This window comes from Kitasatospora sp. NPDC087861, assembly GCF_044742585.1.
Lineage (GTDB): Bacteria > Actinomycetota > Actinomycetes > Streptomycetales > Streptomycetaceae > Kitasatospora.
This window is the reverse complement of sequence record NZ_JBIUUS010000003.1, coordinates 353,037-373,788: the sequence shown is the minus strand read 5'-3', so window position 1 is coordinate 373,788 and position 20,752 is coordinate 353,037. Positions and strand designations below refer to the sequence as shown.

At 73.1% G+C, this 20,752-nt stretch carries 19 protein-coding genes; 11 read left to right on the top strand and 8 right to left on the bottom strand.

The features are described 5' to 3' along the window. Positions 1-52: 52 nt before the first annotated feature. From ACIOJE_RS06705 to ACIOJE_RS06685, 5 genes are all read left to right on the top strand, one after another. Complete coding sequence (locus ACIOJE_RS06705) at positions 53-979, top strand: ABC transporter permease (protein ID WP_280676417.1); 927 nt, start codon at positions 53-55, stop codon at positions 977-979. A 76-nt stretch (positions 980-1,055) separates the two neighbouring features. Then, a complete protein-coding gene (locus ACIOJE_RS06700; RefSeq protein WP_280676634.1) occupies positions 1,056-1,970 on the top strand; it encodes an ABC transporter permease in 915 nt (304 codons plus the stop codon). Positions 1,971-1,987: 17 nt separating this feature from the next. Further along, positions 1,988-3,040, top strand: coding sequence for an ABC transporter ATP-binding protein (locus ACIOJE_RS06695; protein ID WP_400773799.1), 1,053 nt, complete (start codon positions 1,988-1,990; stop codon positions 3,038-3,040). Then, entirely contained in the window at positions 3,030-4,187 is a 1,158-nt protein-coding gene (locus ACIOJE_RS06690) for an ABC transporter ATP-binding protein (protein WP_400773796.1), read from the top strand. The genes ACIOJE_RS06695 and ACIOJE_RS06690 overlap by 11 nt, the downstream gene beginning before the upstream one ends. Positions 4,188-4,368: 181 nt before the next feature. Next, positions 4,369-5,466, top strand: a complete 1,098-nt coding sequence (locus ACIOJE_RS06685) for an ABC transporter ATP-binding protein (protein ID WP_280676414.1) — start codon at positions 4,369-4,371, stop codon at positions 5,464-5,466. A 23-nt stretch (positions 5,467-5,489) separates the two neighbouring features. On the opposite strand, the gene ACIOJE_RS06680 is transcribed toward ACIOJE_RS06685, so the two are convergent. The 5 genes from ACIOJE_RS06680 to ACIOJE_RS06660 form a co-directional block, all read right to left on the bottom strand. Beyond that, on the bottom strand, positions 5,490-7,202 hold the full coding sequence (locus ACIOJE_RS06680; RefSeq protein WP_280676413.1) for an ABC transporter family substrate-binding protein: 1,713 nt from the start codon (positions 7,200-7,202) through the stop codon (positions 5,490-5,492). Between the two features lie 121 nt (positions 7,203-7,323). Then, the gene (locus ACIOJE_RS06675) at positions 7,324-9,624 is read right to left on the bottom strand and encodes a hypothetical protein (protein WP_400773792.1); all 2,301 of its coding nucleotides are present in this window, start codon (positions 9,622-9,624) and stop codon (positions 7,324-7,326) included. Positions 9,625-9,862: 238 nt separating this feature from the next. Then, a complete protein-coding gene (locus ACIOJE_RS06670; RefSeq protein ID WP_280676411.1) occupies positions 9,863-10,324 on the bottom strand; it encodes a DUF6113 family protein in 462 nt (153 codons plus the stop codon). Next, entirely contained in the window at positions 10,321-11,241 is a 921-nt protein-coding gene (gene mshB, locus ACIOJE_RS06665; protein ID WP_400773789.1) for an N-acetyl-1-D-myo-inositol-2-amino-2-deoxy-alpha-D-glucopyranoside deacetylase, read from the bottom strand. The genes ACIOJE_RS06670 and mshB overlap by 4 nt, the downstream gene beginning before the upstream one ends. 49 nt (positions 11,242-11,290) lie before the next feature. Next, entirely contained in the window at positions 11,291-11,485 is a 195-nt protein-coding gene (locus tag ACIOJE_RS06660; RefSeq protein WP_280676409.1) for a DUF2304 family protein, read from the bottom strand. A 309-nt stretch (positions 11,486-11,794) separates the two neighbouring features. Here ACIOJE_RS06660 and ACIOJE_RS06655 point away from each other — a divergent pair, with 309 nt between their 5' ends. The 5 genes from ACIOJE_RS06655 (at position 11,795) to ACIOJE_RS06635 (ending at position 17,518) form a co-directional block, all read left to right on the top strand. Then, positions 11,795-13,948, top strand: a complete 2,154-nt coding sequence (locus ACIOJE_RS06655) for a prolyl oligopeptidase family serine peptidase (protein WP_400773787.1) — start codon at positions 11,795-11,797, stop codon at positions 13,946-13,948. 206 nt (positions 13,949-14,154) lie between these two features. Further along, a complete protein-coding gene (locus tag ACIOJE_RS06650; protein ID WP_280676407.1) occupies positions 14,155-15,102 on the top strand; it encodes an ABC transporter ATP-binding protein in 948 nt (315 codons plus the stop codon). Next, positions 15,099-15,821 carry an ABC transporter permease gene (locus ACIOJE_RS06645; RefSeq protein WP_400773783.1) on the top strand — a complete coding sequence of 241 codons (723 nt, stop codon included), beginning with the start codon at positions 15,099-15,101 and terminating at the stop codon, positions 15,819-15,821. The genes ACIOJE_RS06650 and ACIOJE_RS06645 overlap by 4 nt, the downstream gene beginning before the upstream one ends. 8 nt (positions 15,822-15,829) lie before the next feature. Next, a complete protein-coding gene (locus tag ACIOJE_RS06640) occupies positions 15,830-17,092 on the top strand; it encodes a sensor histidine kinase (RefSeq protein WP_400773781.1) in 1,263 nt (420 codons plus the stop codon). A gap of 75 nt (positions 17,093-17,167) precedes the next feature. Continuing rightward, positions 17,168-17,518, top strand: coding sequence for a hypothetical protein (locus tag ACIOJE_RS06635; protein ID WP_400773779.1), 351 nt, complete (start codon positions 17,168-17,170; stop codon positions 17,516-17,518). A 153-nt stretch (positions 17,519-17,671) separates the two neighbouring features. Here ACIOJE_RS06635 and ACIOJE_RS06630 read toward each other — a convergent pair whose 3' ends face one another. Then, positions 17,672-18,163: a GNAT family N-acetyltransferase gene (locus ACIOJE_RS06630; protein WP_400773776.1), complete on the bottom strand. Its 492-nt coding sequence runs from the start codon at positions 18,161-18,163 to the stop codon at positions 17,672-17,674. Beyond that, positions 18,157-19,101: a MerR family transcriptional regulator gene (locus ACIOJE_RS06625; RefSeq protein ID WP_400773774.1), complete on the bottom strand. Its 945-nt coding sequence runs from the start codon at positions 19,099-19,101 to the stop codon at positions 18,157-18,159. Before ACIOJE_RS06625 ends, ACIOJE_RS06630 begins: the two co-directional genes overlap by 7 nt. Before the next feature lie 65 nt (positions 19,102-19,166). Here ACIOJE_RS06625 and ACIOJE_RS06620 point away from each other — a divergent pair, with 65 nt between their 5' ends. Next, positions 19,167-19,796, top strand: coding sequence for a response regulator (locus ACIOJE_RS06620; RefSeq protein WP_400773771.1), 630 nt, complete (start codon positions 19,167-19,169; stop codon positions 19,794-19,796). A 7-nt stretch (positions 19,797-19,803) separates the two neighbouring features. Here the strand turns inward: ACIOJE_RS06620 and ACIOJE_RS06615 are convergent, their stop codons facing one another. Next, positions 19,804-20,712 carry a transglutaminase family protein gene (locus ACIOJE_RS06615; RefSeq protein ID WP_400773768.1) on the bottom strand — a complete coding sequence of 303 codons (909 nt, stop codon included), beginning with the start codon at positions 20,710-20,712 and terminating at the stop codon, positions 19,804-19,806. Positions 20,713-20,752: the final 40 nt, after the last annotated feature.

Genomic DNA, 20,752 nt, shown 5'->3' with positions numbered 1-20,752 from the left:
GCCTCTCGGCCGACCGGCCGCGGCCGGTCGGGTACCTAGGAAGGAGGCTCGGATGGGCAGTTACGTGCTGCGGCGGGTGCTGCAGATGATCCCGGTGTTCTTCGGCACCACGCTGCTGATCTTCCTGATGGTCTACACGCTGCCGGGTGACCCGGTGACGGCGCTGTTCGGCGAGAAGGCCGCCGACCCGGCCGTGGTGGCCAGCATCAAGCATCAGTACTACCTGGACCAGCCGGTCTGGAAGCAGTACCTGCACTACATGGGGAACCTCTTCCAGGGGGACTTCGGGACCAGCTTCACCGGCCGTCCCGTCTCCGACATCATGGCGAACGCCTTCCCGGTCACCATCCGGCTCGCGCTGCTGGCCTTCGTCTTCGAGCTGGTCCTCGGCCTGGCCCTGGGCCTGGTCTCCGGCCTCAGGCGCGGCAGCATCCAGGACACCCTGGTGCTCGTCCTGACCCTGGTGGTGATCTCGATCCCGGTCTTCGTGCTGGCCTACATCGCGCAGACGATCTTCGCCACCAACCTCGGCTGGGTCACCCCGACGGTGCAGGACTCCCGGGACCTCTCCCAGCTGATCCTGCCCGCGATCGTGCTGGGCTCGCTCTCGCTCGCGTACGTCGCCCGGCTCACCCGGACGTCCATCGGCGAGAACCTGCGGGCCGACTACATCCGCACGGCGGTCGCCAAGGGCCTGCCCCGGCGGACCATCGTCTCCCGGCACCTGCTGCGCAACTCGCTGATCCCGGTGGTCACCTTCCTCGGCACCGACCTCGGCGCGCTGATGGGCGGGGCGATCGTCACCGAGGGCATCTTCAACGTGCAGGGCGTCGGCAACGTCCTGTACCGGGCCATCAACCAGAAGGAAGGCCCGACCGTGGTCGGCATCGTGACCGTCCTGGTGATCGTCTACCTGGTCGCCAGCCTGCTCGTCGACCTGCTCTACGCGGTCCTGGACCCGAGGATCCGCTATGCCTGACGTCCACGACGAGAACTCGTACGAGCCGCACCCCAAGCCCGGCGTCTCGCACCTCGACTACGCGGGGGAGCAGGGCATGGCGGTCGAGCAGGGCACCCTGGTCGAGGCCGACCCGGTCAAGCGGGAGGAGGCCCGCAGCCTGTGGGGCGACGCCTGGCGGGACCTGCGCAGGCGGCCGATCTTCCTGATCTCGGCCGTGCTGATCCTGCTGCTGGTCGTGATGGCGATCTTCCCGTGGGCGTTCACCGACGCCGACCCGCGCAAGGCCGACCTGGTGCACAACTACCTCAGGCGGCCGGACTGGACCGACTTCTTCGGCGCCGGCTGGTTCGGCTACGACGGGCAGGGCCGGTCGATCTACGCCCGGGTGGTGTACGGCGCCCGCGCCTCGATCACCGTCGGCATCTGCGTCACCCTGGCGGTCACCGTGCTCGGCGGGCTGACCGGCATGGTCGCCGGCTACTTCGGCGGCGGCATCGACGCGGTGATCTCCCGGATCATCGACATCTTCTTCGGCATCCCGCTGCTGCTCGGCGCCCTGGTGCTGCTGAACGCCTTCACCACCCGCACGGTGTGGAGCGTGGTCATCGCCCTGGGCGTCCTCGGCTGGACCCAGATCGCCCGCGTCATGCGCGGAGCGGTGCTGACCGTCAAACAGGCCGACTACGTGGTGGCCGGCCGGGCGCTCGGCGCCGGGACGGGGCGGCTGATGTTCCGGCACATCCTGCCGAACGCGATCGCCCCGGTGATCGTGGTCGCCACCATCGCGCTCGGCGGCTACATCGCCACCGAGGCGACGCTGAGCTTCCTCGGCATCGGTCTGCAGGACCCGACCATCTCCTGGGGCATCGACATCTCCTCCGCCCAGAAGGTGATCCGCACGGCGCCGTTCGCGCTGTTCTTCCCGGCCGCGGCGCTCTCCGTCACCGTGCTGGCCTTCATCATGCTGGGCGACGCGGTCCGCGACGCCCTCGACCCGAAGCTTCGCTGAGCGAGGGGGAACGCATCGTGACCACAGCTGTGGACTCCACCAGGTCCAAGCGGGACGCACCGTACGAGGGGCCGCTGCTCGACGTCCGCGACCTGCACGTCGAGTTCGTCACCCGGGACGGCGTCGCCAAGGCGGTCAACGGGGTCGACTACAGCGTCCGGGCGGGGGAGACGCTCGCGGTGCTGGGCGAGTCCGGCTCCGGCAAGTCGGTGACCGCGCAGGCGATCATGGGCATCCTGGACATGCCGCCGGCCCGGATCCCGCGCGGCGAGATCCGCTTCCGAGGCCGGGACATGCTGAAGATGGGCAAGGAGGAGCGGCGGAAGATCCGCGGCCAGAAGATCGCGATGATCTTCCAGGACGCGCTGTCCTCGCTCAACCCCGTGCTCAGCGTGGGCTTCCAACTCGGCGAGATGTTCCGCGCCCACCAGGGGGCGTCCCGCAAGGAGGCCAGGGACAAGGCCGTCGAGCTGATGGACCGGGTGCGCATCCCCGCGGCCAAGCAGCGGGTGAACGACTACCCGCACCAGTTCTCCGGCGGCATGCGTCAGCGCATCATGATCGCGATGGCGCTGGCCCTGGAACCGGACCTGATCATCGCGGACGAGCCCACCACCGCCCTGGACGTCACCGTCCAGGCCCAGGTGATGGACCTGCTCGCGGAGCTCCAGGCCGAGTACAACATGGGCCTGATCCTGATCACCCACGACCTCGGCGTGGTCGCCGACGTCGCGGACAAGATCGCCGTGATGTACGCGGGCCGGATCGTCGAGACCGCCCCGGTGCACGAGCTCTACGCGCGCCCCGCCCACCCGTACACCCGCGGCCTGCTCGACTCCATCCCGCGGCTGGACCAGAAGGGCCAGGAGCTCTACGCCATCAAGGGCCTGCCGCCCAACCTGCTGCGGATCCCCAAGGGGTGCGCCTTCAACCCGCGCTGCCCGCGGGCCCAGGACCGTTGCCGGGCCGAGGTGCCGGAGCTGTACCCGGTCACCGAGGACGACGGTGCCCCGCTGGCCGGGCGGGGCAGCGCCTGCTTCTTCTGGAAGGAGACCCTCCATGACCGCTAACGGGTCCAGCGCACTGGGCGCGACCGTGCCGGAGGAGGTCGCCTTCGCCCAGGAGGTGCCGCGCGGCGAGCCGATCCTCGAAGTCCGGGACCTGGTCAAGCACTTCCCGCTGACCAAGGGCATCCTGCTGAAGAAGCAGGTCGGCGCCGTGAAGGCGGTCGACGGGGTCACCTTCGACCTGATGCAGGGCGAGACGCTGGGCATCGTCGGCGAGTCGGGCTGTGGCAAGTCCACGCTGGCCAAGGTGCTGATGAACCTGGAGCCGGCCACCGCGGGCTCCGTCCGGTACAAGGGCCAGGAGATCTCCCGGCTCTCCGGGGCGGCGCTGAAGGCCGTCCGCCGCAACATCCAGATGGTGTTCCAGGACCCGTACACCTCGCTGAACCCGCGCATGACGGTCGGCGACATCATCGGGGAGCCGTACGAGATCCACCCCGAGGTGGCACCCAGGGGCGATCGCCGCAAGGCCGTCCAGGACCTGCTGGACGTGGTCGGGCTCAACCCCGAGTACATCAACCGCTATCCGCACCAGTTCTCCGGCGGGCAGCGCCAGCGCATCGGCATCGCGCGGGGGTTGGCGCTCAAGCCGGAGGTCATCATCTGCGACGAGCCGGTCTCGGCGCTGGACGTGTCGGTGCAGGCGCAGGTGATCAACCTGCTGGAGCAGCTGCAGAGCGAGTTCGAGCTCTCGTACATGTTCATCGCGCACGACCTCTCCATCGTCCGGCACATCTCGGACCGGGTCGGCGTGATGTACCTCGGCAAGATGGTCGAGATCGGCACCGACGCGGAGATCTACGACCACGCGACCCATCCGTACACCCAGGCGCTGCTCTCGGCCGTCCCCGTGCCGGACCCGACGGCCCGCGAGTCGCGGGACCGGATCGTGCTCACCGGGGACGTGCCCTCGCCGGCCAACCCGCCGTCCGGCTGCCGCTTCCGCACCCGCTGCTGGAAGGCGCAGGACCGCTGCGCCGCCGAGGTCCCGCTGCTCGCCGCGCCCTTCTGGCTGGGCGGGGCGGCCCGGCACGACTCGGCGTGTCACTTCGCGGCGGAGCGCGAGGTTGGGCAGAGCGCGGCGGAGCGCGAGGTTGAGCAGAGTGCGGCGGAGCGCGAGGCCGGGGAGGCCGGCTCCGGGGCCGACTGACCACCCGGTGGACGCCGCCCGACGCGGCTCCACTGCCCAGGGCGCGTCCTCGCATCGAGGGCGCGCCCTTTCCCGTGATGCAAAAGAGACGTCCCGGCGGATTCCGCAAAGGCCTCCCGGTCGTTGATAGTTGCTCTGCGCCAATCGGCGGTCACTGCTGCGCTGGGGAGGGCTGCTCACCATGGCTGACCTGACGAACTCGTCCCGGAGCAGGGGCGGTGAGCCGCGGACGGACGCGGTGGAAGTGATCGGCGGCGGTCGGGAGAACCTGGTGCCCGGCACCCCGCTGCTGGAGGTCGACGACCTGCACGTCGAGTTCGTCACCCGGGACGGCGTCGCCAAGGCCGTCAACGGGGTGAGTTACTCGGTGTCGGCCGGTGAGACGCTCGCGGTGCTGGGTGAGTCCGGCTCCGGCAAGTCGGTGACCGCGCAGGCGATCATGGGCATCCTGGACATGCCGCCCGGTCGGATCACCGCCGGTCGGATCCTCTACCGCGGCGAGGACCTGCTGACCATGGGCTCCAGGGCCCGGCGGGCCGTCCGCGGCCAGAAGATCGCGATGATCTTCCAGGACGCGCTGTCCGCACTCAACCCGGTGCTCAGCGTGGGCTACCAGCTCGGCGAGATGTTCCAGGTGCACCACGGCGTCAGCCGCAAGGAGGCCAGGGAGAAGGCCGTCGAGCTGATGGACCGGGTGCGCATCCCGGCCGCCAGGCAGCGCGTCGGCGACTACCCGCACCAGTTCTCCGGCGGCATGCGCCAGCGCATCATGATCGCGATGGCGCTCTCCCTGGAGCCGGACCTGATCATCGCGGACGAGCCCACCACCGCCCTGGACGTCACCGTGCAGGCCCAGGTGATGGACCTGCTGGCCGAGTTGCAGCACGAGTTCCACATGGGGCTGATCCTGATCACCCACGACCTCGGGGTGGTCGCCGACGTCGCGGACACGATCGCGGTGATGTACGCGGGTCGGATCGTCGAGACGGCGCCGGTGCGCGAGCTGTACGCGCGCCCGGCCCACCCGTACACCCGCGGCCTGCTGGACTCGATCCCCCGGCTGGACCAGAAGGGGCAGAACCTCCACGCCATCAAGGGCCTGCCGCCCAGCCTGCTGCGGATCCCGCAGGGCTGCGCGTTCAACCCTCGCTGCGACCGGGTGCAGGACCGCTGCCTGACCGAACTCCCGCCGCTGGTACCGGTGGTGGCCGCGGACGGGGCCGAGCTGCCGGGCCGCCGCAGCGCCTGCCACTTCTGGCGGGAGACCCTCGACGGCTGAGGGTGCCGGAGGGCCGCCGTCGCCTACCGCTCGAAGCCGACGTTCTCCCAGACGATGTCGGACAGCCCCTGCGCGCCGATGTTGGCGAGGTTGGCACGGGCGCCGTACAGCTGGGGACGCTGGTAGAGCGGCAGCACGCCGGCCACCTTCCACAGCTCGCCGTCGGCCTGGTTGATCGCCTCCGAGGCGGTCGCCGCATCGGGCGCGGCGGCGGCCCGGTCGAGGGCGGTGTCCACCGCCGGGCTGCCCGCGCCGACGTGGTTGGTGCCGCCGTTCTGGACGAAGTTGGCGCGGTTGCCGCTGGCCGGGAAGGGCGTGCCGAGCAGCGAGTAGGCGGCGATGTCGAAGTCGTTGCGGTTGACGTACCGGTCGAAGAACTCGTTCGCGGCGGCGGTGACCGTGGTGACCTCGATACCGACGTCCTTGAGCATCCGGGTGGTGCTGGCGGCCTCGTTCTGGGCCTGTGTGACGCCGGCCGGGACGATCATCCGCAGGTTGAGCTCGCGGCCGTCCTTCTTCCGGACGTCGCCGTCGAGCTTCCACCCGGCTGCGTCCAGCTTGCGGGCGGCCTCGGCGGGGTCGTAGCGGCTGAGGCCGAGGGAGTTGTCCCGGTAGGCGTTCTGGTTGGCGACCAGCAGGTGGTTGTTGAGCGGGACGGCGGGCCAGTCCAGGCCGTTCAGGTCGGAGCGGATGACGGCGTCCCGGTTGATGGCCTGGAAGACGGCCTGGCGGACGGTCGCGTCGCTGAGCGCCGGTGTGCGGGCGTTCAGGGTGAGCTGGCGGAAGTCCGGCCCGCCGGCCCGGCGGACGGCGGCGCCCTTGGTGTTCTTGATGGTCTGGTACCCGGCCACGTCCGGGCCGTTGTTGAAGAGGTCGATCTCGCCCTTGGCGAAGGCGGCGGCCATGGCGTTGGGCAGCATGGCGTGGAAGACGATCCGGTCCAGCATCGGCTTGTCGCCCCACCACGAGGGGTCGGCGACCAGGGTGACGGTCTGGGCGGCGCGGTCCAGCCGCTCGACCTTGAACGGGCCGGCGGTGACCGGGATCGCGTCCAGGTAGGCGGAGTTGAACAGCTCAGGGGTGGCGATCCGGCTGGCGGGCAGCAGCGGGGCGTTGGCGGCGCCGTTGAACATCGACTGCCACTCGGAGAACGGCCGGTCGAAGGTCATCACCGCCTGGAAGTCGTCCTTGCCCCGCTCGACCGAGGAGACCTGTTCGAAGCCGGTGCTGCTGGAGGGCCGGTAGGCCGGGTCCTTCCCGTTCAGGGCCCGCCAGTTGGCCTCGATGTCGCGCCAGGTGATCGGGGTGCCGTCGGACCAGTGGGCCTTCGGGTTGAGCGTCCAGACGACCACCTGCCGGCCGTCCCGCAGCTCCGCGTGGGCGTCCTGCAGGTAGGCGGGGTTGACGGTCTGGGTGCCGGCCGCGTCGGAGCGGAAGAAGGTCGGCAGCAGCGGCTTGGTGACGCTGATCGTCGAGGACTCGCTGCCGTCGTTCTGGATCGGCGACCACTGGCGGGAGAACTGGGCGATCGCCAGGTGCAGGGTGCCGCCCTGGCGCAGCCGGGAGCGGTCGAGCGGGTTGATGTCGATCGAGGTGAACTTGGGGATCTCGGCGGCCGCCGGCCCGTTCGCGCCGCCGTCGCCCTGACCGGAGGCGCACGAACAGAGCGTCAGCGAGAGCGAGAGTGCGGTGAGGCCGGCGAGCAGAGCCGGCCGGTACTGGAGGCGGCGGCTCATCGGCGTGCTCCCCGAGGTGGCTGTGGCGGAAGGTGTGGCGTCACATCTTGCTGACCGGAGGGGGGAGTTGTCGAGGGGCGGGCCGGGATCCGGCCCGCCCCCCGATCGGCGCGGTCGTCGCTCAGACGACGGTGAACTTGAAGGTGCGGTCCTTCTCGCCGGTCTTGTCGAGCAGCGGGGTGATGGCGTCCGCGACGTCCTGCGGGGTGATCGCGGCGGTCTGGCCGTTCTTCTTGACCTTCACCTTGTCGAACACGCCGTTCAGCTGGCCGTTCAGCGCGTCGAGGTCCCACTTGGGCACGATCTTGCCGGAGGCGTCCGGGGCGAGCGTGAGCGTCTTGGCGGCGACCAGCTTGCCGAAGCCCCACTTCTTGGCACCGGCCACGAGGTACACGTTGCCGTTGACCGCGGACTTGCCGAGGCTGTCCGCGGCGGCCTGCAGGGCCTGCGGGGAGACCTTGGGCTGGGCGGCCGTGACGGCGAGCGCGATCGGCTGGTCGGGCTTGCCGGCGGCACGGTCGCGGTAGGCCTGCTCGACCACGTCGAGGGCGCTCGCCGAGTCGATGGCCTGACCGGCCCGGCCGGGCACCACGAGCGGGTCGCCGTTGTCGCCGAACTTGACGTAGCCCTCCTGCAGGCCCTGGCCCGAGCCGGAGGCCAGGGTGTCCAGGGCGGCCTTGAGCTTGGCCCGGTCGACCTTGACGTCCGGTGCGACCGCCTTGGTGCCGCCCTTCAGCGACTTGATGACGTCGACCGGGTTGTAGCTGTGCTGGGCGAGGCCGTCCACGGTGCCCGTGGTGTCGAAGCTCAGCCCGGCGACGGTCGGGTCGAGGTTCAGCGTCTGGTCGCCGACCTTCAGCTTGAGCGGCTGCTGGCCGGCCTTGCCGACGGTCTCGTCGAGCTGGTGGATCGCCTGGTCGCGGCTGTTGCCGCCGATGTCGGTGCCGAGCACCACGGTGCCCTTGGGGACGTCGGACTGGTTGAGCATCAGGCCGGTGCCGTACGCGGCGGCGCCGAGGAACAGCACACCGCCGATGCCGTAGACGCCCAGTTTGACGAGCTTCTTGCCGGCGCCGCCGCGCTTGGCCTTGCCGGGCGCGGCCTTGGCCTTGGCCGGCTGCGGTGCGGGCGGGACCGGCGCGGACTGGGCGTCCTCGGGCCGGGGGCCGGGGCCGGGGGTCGGCAGCGGGGTGAGCTCGGTGGCCTCCGGGTCCCGCCCGGGCTGCTGCGGCTGGCCGGGGGCGGCGCCGGGGGCGCCCGGGAAGAGGCCGCCGGGGGGCGGGGTGGCGAAGGCGTCCTGGCCGGGCGCGGCGGGGCGCTGGGTGGCGAACGGGTCGGCGCCGGCCGGGGCCGAGGCGAACAGGCCCGGCTGCGGGCGGGCTTCGCCGCCGTGCGAGGCGCCGCGCTGCGGCAGACCGGGTATGGCGGCGGGCGGCGGGGTGCCCTCGCGGATCGGCTCGAAGCCGTCGACCGAGGTGTCCTCGGGGTCGGCCGCGCCGGCCGCCGGGCCCGGCGGGCGGGCGCCCGGGCGCGGTCCCTGCTGGGGTCGGCCGTTGGGCTGCCGGCCGTTCGGCTGGGCGCCGTTCGGCGGGGTGCCCTGCTGCGGGCGGGCGTCGCGCCGGCCGCGGGCTTCGGCCTCGGGAGCCATCGGGGCGAACGGGTCGGCGACGGGCGGGACGAAGGGGGCGGCGGCCTCGTACACGCCGGGCTCCTCCGCCGGGGGCTGCGCGCCGGGGCCGGCGGGGAACGGTGCGGCGGGTGCGCCGTTCGGGTTCGGCCCCTTGGTCTGGGCGGGCACCGGGCGGCCGTTCGGACGGGCCGCACCCGGGGCGGGGCGGGTGCCGTTCTGGCGGGCACCGGTGGCCGGGGCGGCCGGGGCGGCCGTCGGCCGGGGCTCGGCGGCGGCGGGCGCGGCCGGGGTCTCCGGTGCGCCGGCCGACTCGGGGCCCTTCTTCTGCCGGGGCCGGAACCAGGCGCCGGTGGACTCCGACTCGGAGGTCGCCGGCGGGATCGGCGGGACCTGCCACTCCGGCGGCAGGTTCGGCGGGGTGGCCGTCTGGGCGCCGCCGTCCATCACCCCGAGGACGGGGGAGGCGGGCGCGGAACGGTGCCGCGGGCCGCCCGGCTCGGGGGCGGGCGCCGGGGCCTCGTCACCCGGGCCGTCCTCGTTCTTGACGGTGCTGCGGACCACGACCGGCGGGATCGGGCGCGACCCGGGGATGTTGATCCGGACCCGGGTGGTCAGGGTGGTCTCGGTCTTCGGGCCGTCGTCCTCGCCGCCTGACGCGGCGCCCTGGGCGGCACCGGTCCGGTCGCCGCCCGGGAGCCCCGGTGTGCCGTAGGGCGGGGTGCCCGACGGGTAGGCGTCCGGGCCCGTACGCCGGGGCGTCGGGTGGGCGTTGTCAGATTCGCGGCTGCTCAATGCTGCTCTGCTCCGGGTTCGCGGGCGGGCCGTGCGGCGCGACCGCGGTTCGTGGTCGCCGGGCCTGGGCGGGCGGCGGTCGGGTACGGCGTTCTGCGGGACCACCATACTGGGAAGAACTGAGCGGCGAACGGCTTCGGACAGATCCTGATACGTCCGGTTCCTCCGGTATGAGAGTACGGCCGTGTGCTCCTGACTGCGCGTCGTGCACGGCGCCGTACGCGCCCCGGGGGTGGGGTCAGCGCGGCGGTCCGGGCACGCCCGGGAACCAGCTGCCGCGGGTCGGCAGGGTGGCGCAGATCACGCCCAGGACCGAGCCGGCGAACAGCCAGCCGAGCGAGGTGGCGTTGGACCACAGCACGTTGTCGCCCTCCGGCCGGGGCACGATCACCAGCAGCATCGCCAGGAACCAGCCGGCCGCGGGCAGCGCCGCACCCAGCCGGGTGCCGGTGACCCGCAGGCCTGCGTAGAAGGTGGCGCCGGTCGCGGCGAGCGACAGCAGGACCCCCACAGGCGGCCACAAGGCCTGCACAAAGGATCCGCAGACCGACACCGCGATGCCCAGCAGGAAGAACAGGACGTAGGCCGCGATCCGGGCCGCGCGTGGGGGCTGGGACTCGGCCAGCCGCTCCTCGCGGGTGCCGAGGACGGTCGCCGGGAACGAGCGGCGCGGCGGCCGGGCGGCGGCGGGCTCGGTCATCGGACGCTCTCCTCGGCGGGGGTGTGCAGCGGGTCGGGGTCGGGCGCCAGGCCCGCGAACAGGTCCTCCTCGGGCCGGTCCGGTCCGGCCTGGCCGCGTACCAGCTGGTAGTACTCGGTGGCGAGCAGCGGCTGGCCGAGGTGGTTGGAGAGCGCGAAGGCGGCGCCGTCCACGGTGATCTGGGTGACGTGCGCGGCCATCGCGGCCGCCTTGTGCCCGGCGTACGCGGAGCCGTCCAGCACGGTGGTGACCACCTCGTCGGCCACCACGCCGGGGACGTCGGCCGGTTGGGCCACCCCGGGGAAGGACGCCCTGGCGGCGGTCTCGGCGAGCCCGGCCTCGAGCACCGAGCGGGGCATCCGGTTCCAGTACACCTTGGCGATCCGCCAGGCCGGGCCCAGCTCCGGGCGGTGCACCGGATCGGCGGCCAGCTCGTACGCGCGCATCGCGACCCGGTGCGCCTGGATGTGGTCCGGGTGCCCGTAGCCGCCGTTCTCGTCGTAGGTGACCAGTACCTGCGGCCGGACCTCGCGGATCACCGCGACCAGGTGACCGGCCGCCTCGTCCACGTCGGCCCGCCAGAAGCAGCCGGGCACGTCGTTGTCGGGCACGCCCATCATCCCGGAGTCGCGGTAGCGACCCGGGCCGCCGAGGAAACGCAGGTCGGTGACGCCGAGCGCGCGCATCGCCTCGGTCAGCTCGCCGATCCGGTACGCGCCGAGGGTGCCGTCCCGATCGGCCGTCAGATGGGCCAGCCCGGGCGGGATCACCTCGCCGCCCTCGCCGAGGGTGCAGGTCACCAGGGTGACGTGGGCGCCCTCGGCGGCGTACCGGGCCATGGTGGCGCCGTTGCCGATCGACTCGTCGTCGGGGTGGGCGTGCACCAGGAGCAGGCGGCGGCCGGTAGTCGCGGTCATGGGGGAAAGCCTAGAGCCTGTCGTCACGATGGCGGCCGTGGTGGCGGGGTCAGAGCTTCAGGCCGTTGATCATCCCCGCGAGGTTGCTGGTGACCTGGCTGATCGACGGGGCGATCGAGCTGGAGGCCAGGTAGAAGCCGAGCAGTGCGCAGATGATCGCGTGCCCGAGCTTCAGGCTGGAGCGGCGGATCAGCACCACCACGATGACCAGCATCAGCATGGCTGCGGAGACGGACAAAGCCATGTCGGCTCACACCCCTTCTCGGGTGCGCCACCCGGGAGGGTGGCGGTGGGACCGTGCGGGACCTGCGGTCGGGTGACCGGGGCCCGGGACGGGACCCGACGATCACCGCCCGACCAGTCATACCCGATGGGTGAGGGGAGCATTACACGCGGTGAGTCTCCGCACGTCGGGGCGCTGCGGCACTCGTGGGGCGCATGGGCCGGTCGGAGGGGGTATGAGCCCCTTTGGGGGGTACTTCGGAACGATGCTCCGAACGAGTGATCACCAGGCTCCCGACAGTGGGAGCGGGGCGTCGTAGGGTCTGGTGCCATGACCTCCCACACCCCTGCGGACACCTTCCCCCGGCAGTACGCGCGTACCCTGCGCTACACCGTTGGCGCGCCCCGCTCGTTCTCCGTCTCACCGGACGGCTCGCGGGTCGTCTTCCTGCGCTCCCGGTCGGGCGGCGACCGGACCAACCTGCTCTGGACCCTCGACACCGCCACCGGCGAGGAGCGGATCGCCGCCGACCCGGCCGTGCTGCTCGGCGGCGGCGAGGAGGACCTCTCGCCCGCCGAGAAGGCCCGCCGCGAGCGCAGCCGCGAAGGCTCGGCCGGCATCGTCGGCTACGCCCTGGACACGGCCGGCCGGCTGGCCGCCTTCGCTCTCTCCGGCCGGCTGTTCACCGCCGACCTGGCCTCCGGCGCCACCGCCGAACTGCCCGCCCAGGGACCGCTGTTGGATCCGCGGGTCGCCCCGGACGGCAGCCACGTCGCCTACGCCAACACCGCCGGCGAGCTGCGGCTCACCCGCACCGACGGCACCGCCGACCGGGCGCTCGCCGAGCCCGACGGCCCGAACGTCACCTGGGGGCAGGCCGAGTTCCTCGCCCAGGAGGAGATGGGCCGCGACCGCGGCTTCTGGTGGTCCCCGGACGGCGAGCGGCTGCTGGTCGAGCGCGCCGACGACTCCCCGGTGCGCCGCTGGTGGATCGCCGACCCGGCCAACCCGCAGCGCGAGCCCGCCGAGATCGCCTACCCGGCCGCCGGCACCGCCGACGCCGAGGTCGGCCTCTGGGTGTTCGACCTGGACGGCGGCCGCACCGAGGTGGTCTGGGACCGGGCGGCCTTCCCCTACCTCGCCCGGGTGCACTGGTCCACCGGCGGCGTGCCGCTGCTGCTCGTCCAGGCCCGCGACCAGCGCAGCCAGCGGATCCTCGGCCTCGACGTGGCCACCGGCGCCACCGAGGTGCTGTTCGAGGAGCGCGACGAGGTCTGGCTGGAGCTGTTCCAGGGCGTCCCGGCCTGGACCCCGGACGGCAGGCTGGTCCGGATCTCGGACGACGCGGGGGTGCGCGCGCTGGTGATCGGTGACCAGGCCGTCACCGGGGCCGACCTGCACCTGCGGTCGGTGGTCGCCGTCACCGACGACGAGGTGTTCTTCAGCGCCTCCGGCGGCGCCGGGGAGACCGACCCCGAGCCCGGCTGGATCGCGGTGGGCCGGATCAGCCACGACGGCAAGCGGCTGGCCTGGGAGTCTTCCAACGGCCGTCCGTTCACCTCCGTCACCAGCGCCGTGCACGCGGGCGGGATCACCGTGCGCGCCACCGCCGAGCCGGACCTGCCCGGCACCCTCGTCCAGGTCGCCCGCGACCTGCCCGAAGGCGTGGTCGTCGACGACGTCGCCACCATCGCCTCGTACGCCGAGACCCCGGTCATCACCGCCCGCCCGGTGTTCCGCTTCGCCGGCGAGCGCCGCATCCCGGCCGCCGTCTTCCTGCCCACCGGCTACGACCGCGAGCGGGACGGCTTGCTGCCCGTCCTGATGGACCCGTACGGCGGCCCGCACGGCCAGCGCGTCGTCCAGGCGCACAACCCGCACCTCAACTCGCAGTGGTTCGCCGACCAGGGCTTCGCGGTGGTCGTCGCCGACGGGCGCGGCACCCCCGGCCGCAACCCGGCCTGGGAGAAGTCCATCGCCTTCGACTTCGCCGGGGCCACCCTCGACGACCAGGTCGAGGCGCTGCAGGCGCTCGCCGAGGAGTTCCCGCTGGACCTCGGCCGGGTCGCCATCCGCGGCTGGTCGTACGGCGGCTACCTCGCCGCGCTCGCCGTGCTGCGCCGCCCGGACGTCTTCCACGCGGCCGTCGCCGGGGCGCCGGTGACCGACTGGGAGCTGTACGACACCCACTACACCGAGCGCTACCTCGGCCACCCGGCCGAGCGGCCCGAGGTGTACGCGGCCAACTCGCTGACCGGGTACGCCGCCGGGCTGGAGCGGCCGCTGATGATCATCCACGGCCTGGCGGACGACAACGTGGTCGCCGCGCACACCCTGCGGCTGTCCTCCGCGCTGCTCGCGGCCGGGCGCCCGCACACCGTGCTGCCGCTGTCGGGCGTCACCCACATGACGCCGCAGGAGGAGGTCGCGGAGAACCTGCTGCTGCTCCAGGTCGACTTCGTGAAGCGCGCGCTGGGGGCGTGAAGCCCGACAGGTAGCCCCTGACCGGCGGATGCGGCGGCCGGGCCCCGTCACGCGTACCGGCGTGACGCGGGTACCGGCCGCCGGCATGACATCCGTCATGCCGAAGGCACGACGGCGGACACTGCCGCCGCATCCCGCCCGCACGGGACCCTGACGTGGTGCGAACGACACCGGACGTGACACCACCAGGGCAGAGGAGCGGGGCGATGGGGACCGAAGTGGCGGCCTTCCGCGGCGTCGGCAAGAGCTACGGGCGGGTGCGCGCCGTGGACGATCTCAACCTCGTGCTGCGGCCGGGCGAGACCGTCGCCCTGCTCGGCCCGAACGGCGCCGGCAAGTCCAGCAGCCTGGACCTGCTGCTCGGCCTGCGCGAGCCCGACCAGGGCAGCGTCACGCTGTTCGGCGGCACGCCGCGGGAGGCGATCGCGGCCGGCCGGGTCGGCGCGATGCTGCAGAGCGGCGGGCTGATGGCCGACGTCAAGGTCCGCGAGCTGGTCCGGCTCGCCTGCGACGTGCACCCGCGCGGTCGGTCGGTCACGGGGGTACTGACCGACGCCGGGATCACCGAACTGGCCGAGCGCCGGGTCGACAAGCTGTCCGGCGGCCAGGAGCAGCGGGTCCGCTTCGCGCTCGCGATCGCCGGCGAGAGCGACCTGATCGTGCTGGACGAGCCCACCACCGGCATGGACGTCAGCGTCCGGCAGGCGTTCTGGGCGAGCATGCGGGCGCAGGCCGACGCCGGTCGCACGGTGCTGTTCGCCACCCACTACCTGGAGGAGGCGGACTCGATCGCCGACCGCGTCCTGGTCCTGCACCGGGGCCGGCTGATCGCCGACGGCAGCTCCGCCGAGATCAAGGCGCGCGCCGGGGCCCGCCGGGTCGCCTTCGAACTCCACGACGCGGACGGCGAGTTCGAGGAGAGCGTGCTGCGGATGCTGCCGGGCGTGCAGTCGTTGGACGTCACCGCCCGGGTGCCGGGGGTGCGGACGGTCCGGATCCGGACCGCGGACGCCGACGCGAGCGTCGCCGGGCTCTACCGGGCGGGCCTGTACCCGCGCGGGCTGGAGGTCACCGGCCTCGGCCTGGAACAGGCCTTCCTGACCATCACCGGCGAGCAGGACCAGTACGAGGCGGCGAAGGAGAGCGCGCGATGACCACCCTGATCCGGCTGGAGATCCTGCGGACCCTCCGCAACCGGCGCTACCTGCTCTTCACCATCGCCTACCCGGCGCTGATGTACTTCTTCTTCATCCACGCCTACGACTCCTCCAAGCTGGCCGGCGGCCTGCCGGTGAAGACCTACTTCATGGTCTCGATGGCCACCTTCGGCGCGGTCGGCGCGGTGCTCACCGGCAGCGCGCAGCGGATCTCGCTGGAGCGCAAGAGCGGCTGGGTGCGCCAGCTGCGGCTCACCGCGCTGCCCGGGCGGGCGTACACCTTCGGCAAGATCGCCGCGAGCGCGGTGACCACGCTGCCGGCGATCCTGGTGGTCTTCGCGGTCGGCGCGAGCCAGGGCGTGTCGCTGAGCGCCCCGCAGTGGATCGGCCTGACGGCGGCGCTGTGGCTGGGCAGCTTCGTGTTCGCGGCGCTCGGGGTGGCGCTCGGGTACGCGGCGGCGCCGGACTCGGTGCAGACCATCGTGATGATCACCTACATGGTGATGGCGCTGTTCGGCGGGACGTGGTTCCCGGTGAGTGGTTCGCTGGAGAAGTTCGCCCGGTTCAACCCGGTGTACCTGTACAACAAGCTGGCCACCTTCACCCAGCCCGGGCACTCCCTGGACACCGTCGCGGTCGCCGGACTGGCCGCCTTCCTCGCGGTGTTCGTCGTCGCCGCGGCGGCGCTGTACCGCCGCGACACCCGCCAGGCATGATGACCTCCATGAATGACGCGCGCCGGGCCCACCCCTTCGACGAGCAGCGGGAGGCGGGCCCGGCGCGCGCGTCGTTCATGAACGTCCCCGGCTCCCCGGTGGAGACCCGTCGGCAGATGCTGGTCAAGATCGCCTGGATGCTGCTCTGGATGATCTACCTGGCCTACCCGGTGGGGAACCTGCTGCACGGGGGCCACAGCCTGGCCGGCGAGGTGCTCGGCTGGGCCTGCCTGGCGTTCTTCGTGGGCGGCTACGTCCTGCTGGTGATCTTCCGCTCGACGGCGGGGATGCGGCCGCGAGCCTGCCGAGCCGTCGTGGCGGCCATGGTGGTGTTCGCGATCGCGTCCGCCTGCGTGCTCGGCGGAGCCTTCCTGACCCTCTTCATCTACGCCTCGGTGTGCGTCGCGATCATCACGCCGGCCCGGTACGCGCTCCGCGCGCTCGGCGGCATGGCGGCCCTCACCGCCACGGTCGGCCTGCTCATCCACGCCGGCGGGGACGACATCGCGACCTTCACGCTCAGCGCCTTCCTCTCCGGCATCGCGATGACCGGCCTGCAGCGGTTGGTCGCCACCATGAAGGAACTGCGCGAGGCCCGCGCCGCGGTCGCCCACCTGGCCGCCTCCGAGGAGCGGCTGCGCCTCGCCCGCGACCTGCACGACCTGCTCGGGCACTCGCTGTCGCTGATCACGCTGAAGAGCGAACTGGCCGGGCGGTTCATGGACGCCGGCAAGGACGAGGCGGCGCGGGCGCAGGTCGCCGACATCGAGCAGGTCGCCCGGCAGTCGCTGATCGACGTCCGGGAGGCGGTGACCGGCTTCCGCCGCCCCACCCTGCCGGTCGAACTCGCCGCCGCCCGTACCGCGTTGGTCGCCGCACAGGTGCGGCTGGAGGCCGCGCCGGAACTGGCCGAGGCCTGGCCGGGGCTCGCCAACGAGGAGTCGGGTGTGCTGGCCTGGGCGCTGCGCGAGGCCGTCACCAACATCGTCCGGCACGGCGAGGGCGCCACCGTCTGCACCGTCACGGCCGACGAGAGCTGGGAGGCGAGCGGCGAGCGCTACGCCGTCCTGGAGATCGCCGACAACGGGCGCGGTCCGGGCAAGTCCCAGCCGGGGAACGGGCTCTCGGGCCTGCAGGAGCGGCTGGCGCTGGTCGGCGGGCGGCTGGAGAGCGGGCCGGGGGAGCGGGGCCGGGGCTTCCGCCTCCGGGCCTCGGTGCCCCTGCGGACGGTCACCGCACCGGTCGCCCCGCAGCCGTCCGAGAAGTCCTAGACCGTCCGGGCCCGGACCTTGGCCCGGGAGCCCGGCGCGGGAACCCGGCGGCCCGGGCCGATCGTCCCTCCGGGCATGGCTACCGTTCTCGTACTCGGCTTTGACCCGCACACCGTCCGCGGTCTGGACGGCGACACCCTGCGGGCGGGCCTCGACACCGAACTCGCCCGCTTCGCCGACCACGGCATCGACGCCGCCATGACCCTGGTCGCCCCCGACGCGAGCGCCGAGCCCGCGATCGTCGCCGCCCTCGCCGGACGCCCCTGGGACGTGGTCGTCATCGGCGGCGGCATCCGCAAGCCGGAACCGGCCCTGACCTTCTTCGAGCACGTGGTGAACCTCGTCCGCCGCCACGCCCCCCAGGCCGCCATCGCCTTCAACACCAGCGGCGCCGACTCCGTCGAGGCCGCCCAGCGCTGGCTGTGACGCGAACCGGAGCAGGAAGTCGGCCCGGCCGACTTCCTGCTCCGGTCACTACGTTCTGCGGCGGCGTGCTGAACCGGCTGACAGCCGGGGTACCGGCCGACCCGTCGGGTGCGGGACGGCCGTCCGGGTGCCGCGACCCGGTGGCCGGGGCGGTCAGCCGCCGTCGGCGAGGTGGCGGCGGAAGCGGAGGGCGGGGCGGTCGTCGATGGTGAGCCTCCCGACGACGGTGAAGGCGTTGCGGGTGAGGACGGCCGCGGAGGCGGCGTTGTCCAGCGTGGTGACGGCGGTCAGCGAGGTCAGGCCGTAGGCGGTGGCGGCGAGGCGGCAGGCCTCGGCGACGGCGGCGGTGGCGACGCCCCGGCCGGCCGCGGCCTCACCGACGCGGTAGCCGAGCTCGGCGCCGCCGCCCTCGACGTCGACCAGGTTGAGGCGCCCGAGCAGGGTGCCGGCCGGGTCGAGGATGAGGTGGAAGTGGCAGGTGCCGGCCGCCTGTTCGGCGAGGAGGGCGGCGTGGCGGGCCGGGAAGTCGGCGAAGTAGGCGTCACCCCGGTCGGGGACGGCGCGCGCGAAGTAGGCGCGGTTGGCCTCCTCGAAGGCGAGGAGCGCCTCGGCGTGGTCGGGTCGGAGTCGTTCCAGGCTCAGCATGCCGCCAGTCTGGCCCGCAGGGCGGCGGTGAACCACTCGAATACCTCCCGCAGGCTGTCCGGGACGGGCCAGCCGTTGATCGCCGCGAGCAGGTGCCAGTAGCGCTCCGCGCGCGGGTCGTTGGCGGTTTCCAGGCGGGTGAGCAGCCACTGGCGGAGGGCGGCGTCGTCCGGGCGGCCGAAGGTCTCGGCGTACGCGGCGGTCAAGCCGGCGAGGACGGCGTCGGCCTCCGGGGCGGACGGCGCGATGCCGTCGGCCAGCGCGGCGCCGACCAGCGAGCGCACCGTCGCGGTGAGGTCGTGGTGCAGCCCGGTGGTGTCGCCGTCGGCCCGTTCGGCGGCCTGGTGTTCGGCCATCGCGCGGATCGCCGCGCGGAAGTCCGGGTCCTGGACGAGTTCGCCGAGCTCGACCCACGCCTCGACCTGCTCCGCGCTGGGCTCGTCGGGCAGTTCGGGCATCGCGGAGCGGAGCATCGCGACGAACTCCGGGTTGGCGTCCAGTCCGCCGAAGGCGTCGTCGATGAAGTCGTGGACGAGGCGCCGGCGTTCGGCGTCGGAGAGCTTGGCGAGCTTGTGCATGAGTGTCGTCTCCTCTGGTGTGGACGCGCGTTGGGCGACGGCCCGTAGGACGGCGCGGCGCAGCCGCAGGGTGCGGATCTGGACGTCGATCGCCTCGGCGTGCGCGGCGGCGACCTCGTGCAGCGGGGTCTCCCGTTCCAGGACGCGGCGGATGGCGGCCAGGTCGAGGCCGAGTTCGCGCAGCGTGCGGACGAGGTCGAGCCGGGCGAGGGCGTGGACGTCGTAGCGCCGGTAGCCGGCGGTGGTGCGGTCGGTGGGCGGCACGAGGCCGGTGTCGGCGTAGAAGCGGATGGTCTTCACGGTGAGCCCGGTGCGCCGGGCGAGGTCGCCGATCGAGTAGTGGGCGTCGTTGCCGTCCATGGGTCCAGCCTGGCGTCTCCCCCTACGGGAGACGCAAGCTGCGGGGGACACCTAAGGTCGTGGCCATGAGCGACACACGGAACGGGGCCCTGATCCGCGTCCTCCTCGCCGAGGATCAGGGGATGGTCCGGGAGGCGCTGGCGGCGCTGCTCGGGCTGGAGGGCGACATCGACGTCGTCGCGCAGGTGGGACGCGGCGACGAGGTGGTGGCGGCGGTGCTGGCGCACGGGGTGCAGGTGGCCGTGCTGGACATCGAGATGCCGGGGATGACGGGCATCGAGGCGGCCGCGGAGCTGCGCCGCCATGCACCGGGGACGAGGGTGGTGATCGCGACGACCTTCGGCCGGCCGGGGTACCTGCGGCGGGCGATGGAGTCGGGTGCGGACGCCTTCCTGGTGAAGGACGCGCCGGCCTCGGAGCTGGCGGAGGCGATCCGCCGGGTGTTGCGCGGGGAGCGGGTGATCGATCCGGCGCTGGCGGCGGCCGCGCTGGCGGAGGGCGCGAACCCGCTGACGGCGCGCGAGCGGGACGTGCTGGGCGCGGCGGCCGACGGCGCGGTGAACGCGGACATCGCGAGGCGGCTGCACCTGTCGGAGGGGACGGTCCGCAACTACCTGTCGATGGCGATCCAGAAGACCGAGGCCCGCAACCGCACCGAGGCGGTGCGGATCGCCCGCGAGAAGGGTTGGCTGTAGGGGGCCGTCAGTTGAGGCGGTGCCGGGCGGCCCGGGCCTCCTGGCGGACCTTGGCGGCGGTGTCCGGGTCGAAGGCGTCGAGGATCTGCGCGTAGGCGTCCATCTCGGCCGAGCCGCCGAGGAAGTCGCCGGTGCGCACGAGGAGTTCGGCTCGTTCGAGGCGGAGCTGGGCGGGGTGGCGGGGCAGCAGGAGGGAGAGTTCGGCGGCCCAGAGCTGGGTGCGGGCGTGTTCGGGGCGGTCAGCGGCCCAGGCGCGGATGTTGCCGAGCACGCGCAGCACGATGTCGAGCGGCTGGGCCGGGGTGAGCAGGTCGGGGGTGAACTCCTGCCCGGCGGCGTGGACCAGGCGTTCCGCGTCGTCCGGGTCGAGCAGCCGTCCGCCGTGGAAGGGGTCGGCGAGCACGTACTCCTCGCCGCCGGCCGGGCCGCCGACGGCGACGATGAAGTGGCCGGGCAGCGCGATGCCGTGGACGGTGAGCCCGGCCCGCCGCCCGACCGCCATCCACACCAGGGACAGCATGATCGGCAGTCCGCGCCGGCGCCGCAGCACGTCGGGCAGCAGCGAGGATTCGAGCCGCCGGTAGTCGGACTGCTGCCCGTGGAACCGCTCCCGCCCGCCGAGGACGGCGGCGAGCAGGGCGGCGGTCTCCTCCGGCCCGGCGGGGGCGCGTTCGGCGACGGCGAGCCGGACGGCGCTCGCGTGCCGCTCCAGGGCGGCCTCGCAGGCGGCGAGCAGGGCGTCCACGCTGGGCGGTTCGCCCGGGTCGTCCGGGTCCAGGACCGGGCCGTGTTCGGCGGCGGCGAGCAGGCAGAGCAGCACCGGGTCGGCGGGCTCGGCGCGGGCGGCGGTCCGGAAGCGGTCTCTGCTCTGCTCGGTCACGGTGACGGCGACGGCTTTCGTACGGCGGGCGGGCAAGCGGACGAGTCGGGTGGGCGGGCGGCTCGGGCGGGCGGGT